The organism is Kineobactrum sediminis (genome assembly GCF_002868715.1).
GTDB classification, from domain to species: Bacteria; Pseudomonadota; Gammaproteobacteria; order Pseudomonadales; family Halieaceae; genus Kineobactrum; species Kineobactrum sediminis.
On record NZ_PKLZ01000011.1, the window covers coordinates 94,153 to 110,649 of the forward strand.

Below are 16,497 nucleotides of genomic sequence, written 5' to 3' on the forward strand. Positions count from 1 at the left end.
TACCGTTACACTGTCAGCGGGTCAATTTTATCGGGCGAAATACCCAGGGCCTGCATGGCCTCGGCCACGACCGCGGCTTTGATTGCGCCATCGTCAGCCAGCGCCTTCAGCGATGCCAGCACCACATATTCGCGGCTCACTTCAAAAAATTTACGCAGACGCTCGCGGGTGTCACTGCGCCCATAGCCATCCGTACCCAACACTGAATAGCGACCGGGGATAAACTGGCGCAGCTGCTCCGCATGGGATTTCATGTAATCCGTTGCCACAATCACAGGACCCTCGCGCTCCGACAACTGCTCGGTAACAAAGGGGATACGGGGCTCATCTTCCGGATGTAAAAGATTCCAGCGCACCGCGGTCTTACCTTCACGCTGCAATTCATTGATGCTGGTAAGACTCCAGACATCTGCCACCACACCGTAATCCTCTTCCAGCATTACTGCCGCCGCCTCAACCTCCCGGAGAATGGTGCCGGCACCGAGTAATTGAACACGGGGGCCTTTCTTGCGGGTGCTGCGTTTGAGCCGGTACATGCCTTTAACAATGCCTTCTTCCACTCCCGGGGGCATTTCCGGCTGCAGGTAGTTTTCATTCATGGTGGTGATGTAATAAAACTTGTTTTCACCCTCCTGGTACATGCGCCGCAGACCATCGTGAATGATGACAGCCAGCTCATAAGCATAGGCGGGATCGTAACTCACACAGTTGGGAATGGTGCTTGCCAACAGGTGGCTGTGACCGTCCTGGTGCTGCAAGCCTTCACCGTTCAGTGTGGTACGACCTGCGGTGGCGCCAATCAGGAAACCACGGGCCTGACTGTCGCCGGCAGCCCACGCCAGGTCTCCGATACGCTGAAAACCGAACATGGAGTAAAAGATATAGAAAGGCACCATGGGATAATCACTGGTGCTGTAGGAAGTGGCCGCGGCAATCCAGGCGGAGAACGCACCGGCTTCATTGATGCCTTCCTCCAGGATCTGGCCCTTTTTGTCTTCCTTGTAAAACATGATCTGGCCGGCATCCTGCGGCGTGTAACGCTGGCCTACCGAGGAATAGATACCCAGCTGGCGGAACATTCCCTCCATACCGAAGGTGCGCGCCTCATCGGGCACAATCGGTACGATGCGCTCGCCGATTGCCTTGTCTTTGGCCAGTGCCGACAGCTGCCGGACAAAAGCCATTGTGGTAGAGCTTTCACGCTTGCCACTGCCCTTGAGCTGATTGTCAAAAATGGACAAAGGCGGTGTTTGCAACCGCTCCAGTTCCTTGCGGCGGGTGGGGATGGCGCCACCCAATTCATCCCGCCGTTGCTTCATGTAGCGCAGTTCAGGGCTGTCCGGTGCGGGACGGTAATAGGGTACATCCTTAAGCTCTGAATCGCTGATGGGGATCCCAAACCGGTCGCGGAATGCCTTGAGGCTTTCAAGATCAAGCTTTTTCAGGGAGTGAGTTTCGTTGTTGGCCTCCCCCGACTCACCCGTGCCGTATCCTTTCACGGTCATCGCCAGGATCACCGTCGGACGCTCGTCCTGGGCTACTGCACTCGCATAGGCGGCATAGAGCTTGTAGGGGTCGTGGCCGCCGCGGTTAAGATACATAATATCGTCATCAGAGAGGTCTTTTACCAGCTCCAGCAGTTCCGGATATTTGCCGAAGAAATGCTCTCGCGTGTAAGCCCCGCCGTTATACTTGTAATTCTGCAGTTCGCCGTCGCACACCTCGTCCATCCGCTGCTGCAGTAGTCCGGTAGTATCCTTCTCGAGTAACGGGTCCCACTTGCGGCCCCAGACCACCTTCAACACATCCCAGCCGGCCCCGCGGAAAACGCCTTCCAGCTCCTGGATAATCTTGCCGTTACCGCGCACCGGACCATCAAGACGCTGCAAATTACAGTTAACAACAAAAATCAGGTTGCCGAGACCCTCGCGACCCGCCATGGAAATGGCGCCCAGTGATTCGGGCTCATCGCACTCCCCATCCCCGAGGAAACACCAGACATTGCGATCACCATGATCGACCAGGCCGCGGCTCTGCTGGTATTTCATCACATGAGCCTGGTAAATCGCCTGGATCGGACCCAGCCCCATCGAAACGGTCGGGAACTGCCAGTAGTCGGGCATCAGCCAGGGGTGCGGATAGGATGACAAGCCGTTGCCGTCCACTTCGCGACGAAAGTTGTCCAGCTGCTCTTCAGCGAATCGCCCTTCAAGATAGGAACGCGCATACATACCGGGAGCGCTGTGGCCCTGGTAGAACACCAGATCACCGGGATGCTCACCGTCGGAACCCCGGAAAAAATAATTGAACCCGATGTCATATAGCGTGGCACTGGATGAGAAACTGGAGATATGCCCGCCCAGGCCCTCGTCGTTATCGTTTGCACGCATGACCATGGCCAATGCATTCCAGCGCACCAGAGAGCGGATGCGTCGTTCCATGAACAGGTCGCCCGGCATGATCTGTTCATCCCGGGGGGCAATGGTATTACGAAACGGCGTAGTGATCGCCGTGGGCAAACGGACTCCCGTCTCGGTTGCATGTTTTGAGAGTTCTACCAGAAGCTCCGAGGCACGCTCGGGCCCGCTATACTTGAACACTGCGTCCAGTGCTTCCATCCATTCCCGGGTTTCGATGGGATCCTTGTCTTCGGTCATGCCGGCATTGCTCCTGACAAAATGGGGTAGTCGCGGCCACGCACAGGTTTCTTTTTAGAACTATAGTTTAAAACCATAATTTAGCTCCCGCGCATGGCAAAACAACGAGCGCCGCTGCACTATTTCCAAAAAGCCGTAGCCGACGCGCTGCACATGTGTGGGTAAAAATACTACAGGAATCAAAGGAAAGGCAACACATGGGTTCCATTATAGAACCCATGCATTCAAGCAAAACTCTTTTAAATCAACCGGTTGCCGAAAAGCAGGCCGACTGAGCCCGCGTAATTAAATTACCCGGACTCAGTCGATACGGTAAAAATCCTGGCTGTTCCTGATCGACGCCGCATCCTGGACCGTTTCACCATAACCTTCGGGAACCACCCCGAAGCGCCCGGGAGCGATCACCTGTAGCGAGTGCCGCTGCTCCACGAACACCTGCCGATAGTAATCACGCCACTGCTCCAGGGTCAGGTCTCGCACGGTAGCAGCCAGTTGCTGGCGACTGTCGAACTCGTACTGTTTTTTGGCGAGGGACTGCCAGTAAAACTCCGCACGCTCCCAGAGGTTTTTATGTGGCCGAACAATCTCGCCCACCAGAGCCGCACGATGACGGCGGAATTGCTCCTCATCAAGCGAGGCCTCAACGCCAGCCATGAACTCGTCGATGGCCGTCACCACATCAACCGCACTGGCGTTTGGCGATTGAATCAGCAGCATCAATCCGGGAATTTCCAGTTGCGGCCAGGAAAAGGAGGTCACCACATAACCCAGCTGCTGCTCCGTACGCAATTGCTGGAAAAAACCCGACTTGATTATCTGGCCGGTCAGCGCGGTAGCCGCCCGGTCCTTCCAGCTGTTGTCCCGCGCCTGCAGATACCAGCCCACCACCGAGTCATCATGGGACAGGGTAACCGGATATTGAAGGGCCTCGCCCGCCTGTAGCCGGGTCACTTTCAGCGGCGGCATTACCGGGGCTTCACCGGTGGGAAGTATCTTGCGGATCAGATCCGCGGTGACCGCGACGGCATCCGGCATATAGTTGCCGTAGATCATGGTCTCTGCCGTAGCACTGGCCCAGAAATCATCAGCATAGGCTTCAATATCTGCAAGCGTCATGGTGTCCAGGGCCAGCACCAGCTCCTGCTCGCCCCACTGCCCGTGCAACAGCGCCTCACGCAGATCATCCATAACCTGGCTGGTCGGCCTGGTGGAATCGATATTTTCCAATGTACGTATGATATCGGCGCGGATGTTGGCAAAGCGCTGGGGGCTGAACTGGGGATTCTGTACCACTTCAAGCAGCTGACCAAGCAATACCTGCTGCTTGTCAGTGTAGCCACTAACGCGGAGGCTGAGGCCCTGGGCGTGCTTGTAAACATCAAAATTCAATCCGGCCAGCTGTGCCGGATAAGTGAATTCATTCGCCGCATCCTTGAGCAACGCGGCATATAACGCGGCAGCAGCCGTCTGGTCTGGTTGCTGTCCCACCTGCGGCGAACGGAAGTTGATATAGGTGGCACCTCGAGGAATCCTGAACTCGGGGTCCTGGCCAAACCACACCGACTGCCTGGCCTCACTCAAGGCCAGGATCGGGTCCGACAACAGCTCTTCCTGCAGCGGCACAAGACTGACATCTTCCGCAATGAATGCATTTGGTTGCGGTAAAGTCAGCCCGGCCCCCTCAACCGGTTTGGTCCAGCGCGCAATCTGCTGATCAGTAACCTGCGTCTTGCCGTAGGGTACCTCGTAATGCCCGGATACCCGGTCGGTTTGCACGGACGAATCACTCAGGGTGACCAGTGCATTCTCCGGCACAAGATCCCGCACCAGTTGCGCCAGCATCTGTTCGTCATAATTCGACATCAGGCTTGAACCACGCAGGATGTCTTCCGGTTTGTAGTAGTGCATGCCGTTGGAGAGTGCGGCGACATAATTGACGGGATTGGATTGCTCCCGAAAGCGAAAGCCCAGCTCGGCCAGCTGGGATTGCTCGCTGTAGAGCCACTGCTGCGGACCCTCTTCACGAAGCATATCCAGATAGGTGAATAATAGTTGAAGCACCCGTTCGTAGTGCTCCACACCCTTCTCGGTGAGGGTAATACCCACGTTGAACAGGGCGCCGCCGCGCCAGGCCAGGCCCGAGCCGGCGCCAAGGCCCTCTGCCAGCCCCTCTTCCTTGAGACGCGACAGCAAGCTGCCGGCACCCTCGTGCCCCACCAGGTTGCCGAGATAAGCCAGTGGGTTGGCCGCATAATCGCTGCGGTAATCAGCAATCGGGAAGACCACTTCCAGCTGCCTGCTTGTCGCCAGGGGCTTGACGGTGAGCAATAACGGCAGTTCTTCGGGGGCGAATAAGGGTTCGGAAATCGGTTCCGGTTCCACGTCCCGGTTGGGGACCTCCTCGAACATCGGTGCTACCAGCGCCTCGAGTTCATCGAGAGTTTCGGCACCAAACACCACCAGGCTCATCATGTCCGCCGAGTAGTGGCGCTCGTAAAACGCCAGCAGGTCATCCCGAATACCAGCTCCCGGACGGTCGGCCAGGGTCTCCAGGCTGCCGACGGTAAACTGGCTGAATGGATGGGCTGGATTCATGGTTTCCTGTAGCACATCCAGGCCTCGCCGCGAGTCGCTTTTGAGCCCCATCTGGAACTCCGCTTCAACCGCGTTCATTTCCCGCCCTACATACTGCTCATCAAAGCGCGGGGCGATAAAGAACTGGGCGAAACGATCCAGCGCTCCGGGTAGATGAGCAGCCTGGATATCAAAAAAGTAGTTCGTATGCTCGAAGCTGGTATAGGCATTACGGCTGCCCCCATGCTCGGTAACAAATGCTTCGTATTCAGCGGCATCCGGGTACTTGTCTGTTCCCAGGAACAACATATGCTCGAGAAAATGGGCCAGGCCGGCGCGCCCGGGAGGGTTGTCGCCACTTCCCACCAGAACATCAAGCGATGCCGCTGCCTTTGGTGCATCCGGGTCGGAAATCAACAGCACCTGCATCTCGTTGTCCAGCGTCAGGTAACGGTATGCGTAATCATCGTTCGGGCTCTGCAGGGGCTGAACCGTGGAATTCGGCAGTGTAGCGCACGCAGCCAGCAAAACGAGCACAAGGCTGCCCGCAAGGGATCTGCAACCCCATCCGTTAAATCTCAAACCCATGTGTTACTCCAGTTCGTCGGTATCAGCTCGGTCCATACGGCTCGGCCAGGCGTTGATAATAGCTTTGATCAGGGTTGCCAGGGGAATCGCAAAAAACACGCCCCAAAGACCCCAGATACCCCCAAAAAACAATACTGCCAGGATGATGGCTACCGGATGCAAATTGACCGCTTCCGAAAACAGCAGCGGCACCAGCACATTGCCATCCAACCCCTGGATAATAAGGTAGACAATCAACAGGTAATAAAATTCATTGGCAAAGCCCCACTGGAAATAGCCCACAATGAGTACAGGCACGGTAATCAGCGCGGCACCCAGGTAAGGAATGATGACCGAAAGCCCCACCGCCAATGCCAGCAGGGCCGCATAATTCAGTCCCAGCAACACGAAACTCACATAACTGACAGACCCCACAATGAAGATTTCCAGGGCCTTGCCACGGGCATAATTGGCCACCTGTGTATTCATTTCCGTCCAGATGCGGCGCAATAGCGGCCGCTCGTGGGGCAGGAAGGTAGCCATCCAGTCCAGGATCACCTGGCGGTCCTTGAGGAAAAAGAACACCAGTATCGGTATCAGGATCATATACACCAGCACAACGAGAATACTGGGAATGGTTGCCAGTGACCAGGTGACCAGGCGCTGGCCGAGGCCGCCCATCTCCGCCTGGGCCAGCGTCATCAGCTGATTGATTTGCTGTTGACTGAAAAGCTCCGGGTAGCGCGCGGGCAGGACCGCAAGGAGCTCACGGCCCTGCTCAAGCATCCTGGGCAGTTCGCTCGCCAGGCCTACCAGCTGGCGCCAGACCAGGGGCAACAGGCCGAGGGTCACCCCGAAGAAAATACTGATGAAGATAAGGAAGGCGACAGTGACCCCGACCCATTGGGGTAGTCCCCGCCGCTGCAGTTGGCTGGCCAGCCCTTCCACGAGATAAGCCAACACAATTGCCGCCAGCACCGGAGCCAGGATGTCGCCTATCGTTATTAGCAACAGGACCGCCGCAACCAGCAAGACCAGTAATAATACCGACTCCTCCTCAAACAGGTAGCGTCGGTACCATTTGTTAAAGATTTCCAGCATACAACCAGTTCCGGGTCAGGATGATTTCTCAAGCAGGTGGGTATACACCCCTGCAGATTCTTCAGACAGCAACAACGTATGCCCGGATTGCTCCGCAAACACCCTGAAGTCGCGAACTGACCCCTGATCAGTCGCCAGCACTCTCAGGCGCTCGCCAGGCTGCATCCGGTTCAGGGCCCGCTTGGCTTGCAGCAGGGGCATGGGACACTCCAGCCCGCGCGCATCAACTTCGATTATTACGGTCATCGCAGCCCCTAAATTGACGTCCTGTATCCCCAGGCGGGCGACAGTATATCCGCTGGGAACCTGCACCCCAACAGGATTGAACTTTTATGGTATCACGCCCTCTGAATCCGAGTAGGCAAGCTTGTTACGGCACGGCCAGTCTGGGGTACAATGGGTCATCCGGGCCCCGTATCCTCTGGCCTCCCAGATGGTGATATTTTTCCGCATGACTTCAACTATCTCCAGATACACGCTCAGCTTGCTGCTTTCGTTGACGATTGTGAGCAGCGGCGTCCGTGCGGACGATAATCTGAAGCTGCCGAATCTTGGCGAATCAAGCACCAGCCTGTTTTCTGCGGAATATGAATACAAGCTCGGCAGAACCTGGCTGAGCATATTTCGCAGCCAGGTCAGGACCGTTGACGATCCCCTTCTATTCGATTACCTGGAAGACCTGGTATACCGACTGGTAACCCACAGCGAGCTTGATGATCGTCGCATCGACCTGGTTTTGGTAGACAACCCCACCATTAACGCTTTTGCAGTGCCCGGCGGCGTTATCGGCGTACACAATGGCTTGTTGCTGTACGCCCAGACCGAAGATGAACTGGCCACGGTATTGGCTCACGAGATCGCTCACCTCAGCCAACGGCACTTCTCGCGGCGGGTGGAATTCCAGCGCCGGCAGCAACCACTTAATCTTGCCGCCATGCTGGCGGGGTTCGTTCTGCTGGCCGCCGCAGGTGGTGAGGCTGGCATGGCGGCACTTTCGGCCGCGCAGGCCGCCGCTCAGGATTCCGCACTCCGCTATAGCCGCAGCAATGAGGCTGAAGCTGACCGGGTTGGCATGCAGACGATAGCAGCAGCGGGCATGGATCCGCATGCCGCCCCCGTCATGTTCGAACGCATGTTGCAGGCATCACGTTATGCCCGCGGCAACCGGATTCCCGAGTTTTTGCGCAGCCACCCGCTGTCGGAAAACCGCATTGCGGATACCCGTAACCGGGCACGCCAGTACAGCAAGCCGGCTCCGAGTGACGACCTGCAGTACCAGCTGATGCGAGCGCGGGTAATCAACCATCTCAGCGACACACCCGAGGAGGCCATACAGAAGTTCAGGAGCGAGCTGGATGGCACAACCCGCTCCCGGGAAGCCTCGACCTATGGCCTGGTTCTTGCCCTGACCGATGCCAGTCGCACTGATGAAGCAGCCCTCACCCTGGACAGTATCCAGAGTAAAAACCCTGACCGGCTGGAATACAAACTGGCGGACGCAGAAATCCTGATGGCACGGGGACAACCCGAGTTGGCCGCCACCAGACTGGCGGCGGAGTTGAAACTTTCGCCAGGGAATCATCCTGTCACCATGGCCTATGCAAAAGCCCTGATGCAGAACCGCAAGGCACATGTGGCCGCAGAGGTTCTGCTTGAGCAGAGCAAGCGCCGTGATGACGACCCCGCTCTATGGTATTTACTCGCAGAGGTACAGGGCCTTTCGGGGAATATCATCGGTTTGCATCAGGCTCGCGCCGAGTACTTTATTCTCAACGGTAATCTTGACCAGGCTGAAAAGCAGCTCAATTACGCGATGAAACTGGTTGGTCGAGACCATGTAACGGCCGCCAGGGTAAACGAACGCCTGCGCGATATTGCCGACCTGCGCGCCCGTATGGAGATCTGATCAGGCGTTAGGCGTTGCCAACAACACCTTTTTTGATCCCTGCGGCAAAATCAAGCATCCGCCGCAAGGGCACCATCGCCTGTTCAGCCACCGTCGGATCCACCACAATTTCGTTGTCGGCACGATCAAATACGGTGGCCAGAACCTCCAGTTCGTTCATTGCCATCCAGGGACAATTGGCACAGCTGCGACAGCTTCCGCCGTTTCCTGCGGTAGGAGCGATAATGAATTCCTTGTCAGGCGCCTGCTGCTGGAGCTTATAAAAAATCCCCTGATCGGTCGCCACGATAAAACGTTTGTTCGGCATTTCCTGTGCCGCCCGTATGATTTGCGATGTGGACCCCACACGATCAGCCAATTCCACCACTGCAGTCGGCGACTCGGGGTGCACCAGTACCGCGGCGTCGGGATAGACTCGCTTGAGATCGGCAATACCACGGGCCTTGAATTCTTCATGCACAATACAGGCCCCATCCCAGATCAGCATATCTGCGCCTGTTTGGCGGCGCACATAATCCCCCAGGTGGCGATCCGGCGCCCAGATGATTTTCTGGCCCATAGCGGTCAGGTGCTCGGCAACATCCAGCGCTATACTGGACGTCACCACCCAATCCGCACGCGCCTTGACGGCAGCGGAAGTATTGGCATACACCACCACCTGGCGGTCGGGATGCTGGTCACAAAATGCGGAGAATTCCTCGATCGGACAACCCAGGTCCAGTGAACAGGTAGCCTCGAGAGTCGGCATCAACACGCGTTTTTCCGGGGTCAGGATTTTTGCTGTCTCACCCATGAACTTGACGCCTGCAACCACCAGCGTGGTAGCGGGATGATCATGACCAAAGCGCGCCATCTCAAGGGAATCGGAAACGCAGCCACCGGTTTCCTCCGCCAATGCCTGAATCGCGGGCGCAGTGTAGTAATGGGCCACCATAACCGCATTCTCCGCCTGCAGACGGGCGGCGATACGTGCCTTGACCTCCCGTTCCCGGGCGGGGCTCAACTGCTGCCGCTCCGCCAGGTCGAGATGGCGCTGCACTTGATGACGAATGGTTTCCAGCTTGTCGGAGGCAATACTCATACGGACAAAATCAGAAAAAAACGGCCACAGATTCTAACACAATTTGGTGGCAAGTCGCGGTTCATAAGCGTGCCATCAAGCATATTTCCGGTGCAGAACCACACCGAATGAGCAATATTTTCATTCCTCCGGTGATTTTTTAAATAATTACTAGAATTATTCTAAGTTATCTCGTATAACCTGATGTTATCTAAAGAATAAGCTGCCTTGCAGCGTCCTGTGCTCAAGGTCACTGCTGACCAGGGCACCAGAGTAGCACCCAGGGGTTGTTGTGGATCTTCGTACAATACTGGTCATTTCAGACAGCAAGACCGATCAACTGGTCCTGTCAGACTGCCTCAATCGTGCCAGTCCCAGGCGCTTTCGCCTGGTCAGTAGCGAAACCCTGACGCGCCCGCTCGAAGCACTGATGGACCCCGAGATAGATGCCGTTATCATGGCTGTAGGGCCCGAAACTGATTACGTGCTGCGCCTGGCACTCAAAAATGGCGCATCAGTACCCATCATTCTTCTTCTGGACGAGGCACCTGCCGGCGATCGCGCGCAGCACCTGCGCGATAGCGGCGCCCAGGATTACCTTATCCGCGGCCACCTGCAGGATGCACTGGTACACAGAATCCTGGATTACAGTATCGAATTGAAGCAGGCACGCACCATCATACGTGAACTGTCCAATCGCGATCAGCTCACCGGCGCACTGAATCGCGCCGGCTTCCGGGCACACCTCGAGCGCGCCATGCACCGCTCCCAGCGCTACAGCTTCAAGACAGCTCTCCTCTACATCAACATTGACCAGTTCACCAATATTAATGACCACTTTGGTGAGCATAACGGCGACCTGCTGATCAAAAGCCTGTGCCGGCGCATGACCAGCAAGCTGCGCAGCAGTGACAGCATTGCGCGGCTCGGTGGTGATGAATTTGCCGTGGTGCTGGAAGACATCAGCTCAGCTGCAGATATGGCGACAATAGCAGAGAAAATGTTGCAAGCGATCGCCGCACCCCTGAACCTGGAAGAACAGCATGTGCAGGTTGATGCCAGTATCGGCGGCGCCGTTTTCCCGGAAGATGCAGAGGAATTTTCCCAGCTTGTGGAAAATGCCCGCAGCGCCATGCTTCAGGCAAAATCGATTATCGGCTGCAAATTCATACCTTACAGTGACCGGCTCCAATTCGATATGGCCGGCATTAATACCCTGGCGGCGGAGCTGCGCTTTGCCGCGCGCAAAAACCAGTTCGAACTCCATTACCAACCACGGATAGCACTGGATAGCGGCAAACTCGCTGGGCTTGAGGCATTGCTGCGCTGGAACCATCCACAACGCGGCCTCGTATGCCCCGGCGAATTTATCGCCGAGTGCGAGGATATGGGGTTGATGAAAAGCATCGGTTACCAGGTAATACAGCACGCCTGCTGCGCCCTGAATTGGCTGGCTGAGCAAGGTCTGGGCAATGTCGTTGTCGCCGTCAATATTTCCTTTTCCCAGATTCAGGATGACCGGTTTGTAGCGGCGGTTAAGGATATTTTGCAGAAGACCGAGGCAAACGCCTCACGCCTGGAATTCGAACTCACTGAAAGTACGATTTTGAAAGGCCCGGGAGCCGTAAAGTCCCGTATGAATGAACTGCGCGAGCTAGGCATTCGTTTTTCCCTGGACGACTTTGGCACCGGCTTTTCGCAGCTCACGCATTTAACCGAACTACCCATCTCTGCGTTAAAAATCGATTCGGCCTTTGTTCGCGATCTTCCGCACAACCCACAGCAGGCAGCCGTGTGCAGCCTCATTATCGAGATGGCCCGACGCCTGGAGATCAAAGTCATAGCCGAAGGCGCAGAAACCCATGAACAGGTCGAATTTTTGCGGGAACACAACTGCGAGCAGGTACAGGGATTCTATTACAGCCCGGCCATGCCGCTGGAGCAACTACCGAGATTCGTTCAGGAGCAGCGCTTCAAGCAAAAATCACGTGCACTGCCTTGAGCGACGATTTCTATCGTAATCGTTTTCGACCGAAGAATCCTGTTCTGGAGATGTCAGTGGTGGTAGCCTGTTACGCTAACATCCAGCCCTTGTATGCAGCCTTTCATGCCCACTAACTTTTCGACCGCGATGCGCCCCAAAATTCTGGTTGCCGACGACGACCAGAATGTACGTTTCCTCACGCGACAATGCCTCGAAGCCGAGGATATGGTTGTCGTTGAAGCGAGCGATGGATTGGAAGCGCTTGACCTGTTTGTTCGTGAAAGACCGGACCTGGTGTTCCTTGATGTGGAAATGCCCGGAATGACCGGGCTTGAAGTTTGCCGCCGGATCCGGGATCTCCCACAAGGCGCATCCACCCCGATTATGATCGTAACGGGCTCGGATGACCGGGATTCAATCGACCTCGGCTTTGACGCCGGGGCAACACAATACAAGACCAAGCCCGTAAACTGGTCGCTCCTGGGCCGCGATGTACTTTATATGCTGCGCGCCAGCAATGCGTTTAACGCCCTGAAACGCCAGGAAGACCGACTTCGGTACCTTGCCTACTACGACCCGCTCACAAGCTTACCCAACCGGCGCAGCTTCAACGAGCAACTGGTTCGTATCATTAAACGCAGTCAGCGGAAAAAATCGTATGCCGCCCTGCTATTTATCGACCTCGATCATTTCAAGCGTATCAATGATTCCATCGGTCACGGTCGAGGCGACCGCTTACTGGTAGAAATTGCAAAGCGACTTACCCTGGAATTGCGTGAAGATGACGCCATCAATTTTCTCGGCGACGAAGACGCTAATGACGAAGATGGCAGCACAGAAATTGCCAGGCTCGGCGGCGATGAATTTACCGTTGTGCTATCTGATGTGCCCGATACGGCACATGTTGAAACCATTGCCAGACGTATTCTCGAAAGCCTGTCACAGCCTATCGCACTGCAATCACATAACCCGGTTGTCACACCGAGTATTGGTATAGCAATTTATCCTCAGGATGGTGAAGAACCCGACACCCTGATTCGCAATGCCGATACCGCCATGTATGTGGCCAAAGCAGAAGGGCGCGCCTGCTTCCGTTTTTATAATGAAGAAATGAATGCCAGGGCTGTAGAGCAGCTGAAAATGGAGGAAGAACTCCGCTACGGTATGCAGCATGGGCAACTGGAGCTGCGGTACCAGCCACAAATTGATGTAGCCACGGGAAAAGCTGTGAGCCTGGAAGCACTGGTGCGCTGGAAGCACCCGCTGCGGGGCATGATCTCACCCGCGGAGTTTATCCCTGTGGCGGAAAGTACGGGGCAGATCATCGAACTCGGCGAATGGGTCATGTCGGAAGTGGGCAGGCACTGCATTTACTGGGACAGTCTGGGGCTTCCCCTGTTCAGGGTGTGCGTAAACATCTCACCCCTGCAATTCAACCAGACGGGGCTTTCCAACTTCATGCGCGGCTTTATCGAAAGCTCCAAAATAGCACCCAATCGCCTGGAACTTGAATTGACCGAAGGGGCCATCATGACTGACGCGGAAAGCAATATCGTAAAATTGCTGGAGCTCAAGTCCCTGGGGCTTGATCTTGCGGTCGATGACTTTGGTACTGGGTATTCATCACTCAGTTACCTGAAGCGCTTCCCGATCGATACACTGAAAATTGACCAGAGCTTTGTTGCAGACCTTGGCAGTCCTGATGGAGCCGCCATTATCGACGCCATTGTCGCGTTATCCAAGTCACTCAACCTGCGCGTAATCGCCGAGGGCATTGAGACCCAGGAACAGATGCGCTACCTGGTGGACAAGAAATGTGACCTTTTACAGGGCTACTATTTATGCACGCCGGTGTATCCTGAGGAAGTGCCTGCGCTTTTGGTAAAAGACTATACCGAGCAGCTTGCATCAGGCTGCTGATATGAAGTGTTTTCAATGCCTGCCGTACTTGCTCGGGCTTTCAGTGGCGGCAGCCGGTGCAACCGACGTCAACGATCATGACCTGATGAAAATCATGGTTCAGGGCAAATCCACTGCGGAGCTACGACAACTCGTAGAGCAGCATGGCGGCACAATCACCCACGATCTGCCCATCATCAAGGCCATCGGCGCTACGGTAAGCGCTAGCCAGCTTGAACAGATCCGCATCTCATCGCTCGTTTCAAGAATCATTGATGATCTGTCAATGGACATTTCGGAACCGGAAGTCCCACCAGAGCGAGCTGACTGCGATATCGGCGGAGCACTCGAAGCAACCCTGGAGAATAATAGCCTTCAGTGGCAGCTGTTTAACAAGCAGGAGAAGCCGGCAAAGCTACAGCATATCGAGCTGGGCTGGCCGACCATGCTGGGAGCAGTCGTCGCAGCAAAAATCGACCAACAGGATTTGGCTTTACCGATACCTTCAACTGATACCGGGCCAACGCAAACCGCTAGCGCACACTATGAAGCAACCCATGCGCCTGCCCTCTCTGGAATTACGACATTCCAGCTCCGTTTTGAGCACCCCCTCAACGAACACGGCAAAGCCCCGCGCTGGCAGCAAAGCGACTTCAGTATCAAACTGGAATTTGCCGGCGGCTGTAGTACCAAGTTGATACCGGGCTATCCTGATTATGAAGCTGACACCTATTATCCGGGCATCGTTGGCGCAGACGCGTTACATCTGCATGGTATTAGAGGTAAGGGCGTAACAGTCGCGGTGCTTGACTCAGGACTATGGGAGCACCCCGCCCTGGCGTATGACACCAACGGCAATCCGCGCATTGTCGGTCGCTTTGATGCCATCAACAATATTGAAAATGCTGACGTTTTTGATGACAGCGGCCACGGCACTCATATGACCAGCGTGATTGCTCATAGCGGGGAGGTCTTCAGCGCTGGCGTAGGCAATGGCTCCTACAAGGGAATCGCACCAGACGTAAAACTGGTGGCAGTAAAGGCGTTCGATGAGCAGGGCCAGGGTGAATTCCTGGACATCGTGCGCGGAATTCAGTGGATCGTGGAACAAAAAGACGTTCTTGATATTAAGGTACTGAACCTCTCGTTTGCGGCGCGTCCCCGATGGCCCTATTTCCTGGACCCAATAAACCAGGCACTCATGCAGGCCTGGGCCGCCGGTATAACCGTAATAGCCGCCGCAGGTAATGAAGGTCCCGAACCAATGACAATTGGCTCTCCTGGAAACCTGCCTTACCTCATCACTGTGGGCGCTGTTACTGACTCCTGGACAACTACGGACCGAGACGATGACTACATACCGGATTTTTCGTCGCGAGGCCCAACACCAAGCGGGCACATCAAGCCGGATATTGTGGCACCCGGAGGGCATATCGCAGGTCTCATGCGGCCGGGCAGTAAACTGATGCAAAAGCATCCTGACTACCTGATAAGCACTGGTGAACTGGTAATGACCGGAACATCGCAAGCCAGCGCGCTGGTTTCCGGTATTGCAGCCCTGCTATTGCAACTCGAGCCTGAGCTAAAGCCTGATGATGTCAAATGCAAACTGCTCAGCAGCGCGGACTTGGCTATCAACCGTGATGGAAGGCTCTCCTACAGCCCATTCCAGCAGGGCAACGGCTATGTGAACGCAGTTCGTGCAGTAACACTTGGCCAGCGAGGATGCGGCAACCAGGACATGAACATCCAACGCGATATTGCAGCACAAGAGCACTTTGAAGGTCCCGCAATCATGGATGAGAAAGGCAACGCTACTCTTCCAGGCCTGAACAGGATGCTCTCACCGACGGAATCAGAAAAAGGTCTTAGCACCGACCGCAAATGGGGGATCAAGGCTTATATTGAAAGAAAAGACGCCGCAGAACCCAGCGGTGACCTCCCCTTCCACTGGCTGGAAATCTATCTTTCAGAAAAATCCACGATCGAGTCACTTTCCACAAATCCACCACCAAATGACACAGCCAGCCCCTAGGGTACCCATTCGGGTCATGCCCGCAGAACAACAATCTCCCATGACGAAATAGCGCCTACAATCAAGAACATAGGAGACTTTATTTACCAGATTTCGTAAGATCCACCCCCATGACCATCCGTAATGGTCTACCCCCTACCCCAAAGAGGGTATAGACCACCCTTCATTAGCACTCGCCTCCCCCCTATAACGGTTGCATGCGTCTACGGACCACGATGCATAACGCCTCTCACGGACGAGATTGGGCTGGACCACGATGTCACGACAAGTGACGCGAATTTTTGAACGAAAGAGGCAGGGCGGATTATGAGAAATCTATTGGGGAAAGGCAGGTTTATAACTTGGGCCACAGCATCCATAATAATGGGCGCAGCTAGCGCGCACACGGTAGCATTGGATAAAAGCGACCACCAAAGCAGAGCAGTTGCGCCTGTCGCCCACGCGGCCATCACCCGATCTCTTGCCTCAGAAGAAAACTATCAACACACACCTAGTGGCTACAAATGGAGTGGAGATCGAGAAATTCGCGGAGCGAGCACTGCTCCGTGGCTTTCAGAAGATATAACCGCAAACGCTGACCCTGTTTCGCAGAAACAAGCTTATTCTTGGGGCGCTGACTTGAATCCGGCGCAAGCAGGGTACCGCTGGGGCATCCGTAACGTCTCTGATCAGGCCGGCTACCGTTGGGGTATCCGTAACGTCTCTGGCCAAGCC

At 55.5% G+C, this 16,497-nt stretch carries 9 protein-coding genes; 4 read left to right on the plus strand and 5 right to left on the minus strand.

Annotated features, from left to right (window positions below):
• Positions 1-5 precede the first annotated feature (5 nt).
• From aceE to CWI75_RS14535, 4 genes are all read right to left on the minus strand, one after another.
• Entirely contained in the window at positions 6-2,657 is a 2,652-nt protein-coding gene (gene aceE / locus CWI75_RS14520; RefSeq protein WP_101522240.1) for a pyruvate dehydrogenase (acetyl-transferring), homodimeric type, read from the minus strand.
• Positions 2,658-2,957: 300 nt separating this feature from the next.
• Positions 2,958-5,819, minus strand: a complete 2,862-nt coding sequence (locus tag CWI75_RS14525) for an insulinase family protein (protein WP_241521240.1) — start codon at positions 5,817-5,819, stop codon at positions 2,958-2,960.
• A gap of 3 nt (positions 5,820-5,822) precedes the next feature.
• The gene (locus CWI75_RS14530) at positions 5,823-6,899 is read right to left on the minus strand and encodes an AI-2E family transporter (protein WP_101522241.1); all 1,077 of its coding nucleotides are present in this window, start codon (positions 6,897-6,899) and stop codon (positions 5,823-5,825) included.
• Between the two features lie 15 nt (positions 6,900-6,914).
• Positions 6,915-7,145 (minus strand): sulfurtransferase TusA family protein, encoded by a 231-nt coding sequence (locus CWI75_RS14535; RefSeq protein WP_101522242.1) that lies wholly within the window; start codon positions 7,143-7,145, stop codon positions 6,915-6,917.
• Positions 7,146-7,350: 205 nt separating this feature from the next.
• Here CWI75_RS14535 and CWI75_RS14540 point away from each other — a divergent pair, with 205 nt between their 5' ends.
• Complete coding sequence (locus tag CWI75_RS14540) at positions 7,351-8,805, plus strand: M48 family metalloprotease (RefSeq protein ID WP_241521241.1); 1,455 nt, start codon at positions 7,351-7,353, stop codon at positions 8,803-8,805.
• A 7-nt stretch (positions 8,806-8,812) separates the two neighbouring features.
• Here the strand turns inward: CWI75_RS14540 and nadA are convergent, their stop codons facing one another.
• Entirely contained in the window at positions 8,813-9,886 is a 1,074-nt protein-coding gene (nadA, locus tag CWI75_RS14545; RefSeq protein ID WP_101522244.1) for a quinolinate synthase NadA, read from the minus strand.
• A gap of 271 nt (positions 9,887-10,157) precedes the next feature.
• On the opposite strand from nadA, the gene CWI75_RS14550 reads away from it, so the two are divergent.
• The 3 genes from CWI75_RS14550 to CWI75_RS14560 all read left to right on the plus strand — a co-directional run bounded on the left by CWI75_RS14550 (position 10,158) and on the right by CWI75_RS14560 (position 15,783).
• Positions 10,158-11,867, plus strand: a complete 1,710-nt coding sequence (locus CWI75_RS14550) for a putative bifunctional diguanylate cyclase/phosphodiesterase (protein ID WP_101522245.1) — start codon at positions 10,158-10,160, stop codon at positions 11,865-11,867.
• 105 nt (positions 11,868-11,972) lie between these two features.
• Positions 11,973-13,769, plus strand: coding sequence for a putative bifunctional diguanylate cyclase/phosphodiesterase (locus tag CWI75_RS14555; RefSeq protein ID WP_241521242.1), 1,797 nt, complete (start codon positions 11,973-11,975; stop codon positions 13,767-13,769).
• Between the two features lies 1 nt (position 13,770).
• On the plus strand, positions 13,771-15,783 hold the full coding sequence (locus CWI75_RS14560) for a S8 family peptidase (protein WP_101522246.1): 2,013 nt from the start codon (positions 13,771-13,773) through the stop codon (positions 15,781-15,783).
• The last annotated feature ends 714 nt before the right edge of the window (positions 15,784-16,497 follow it).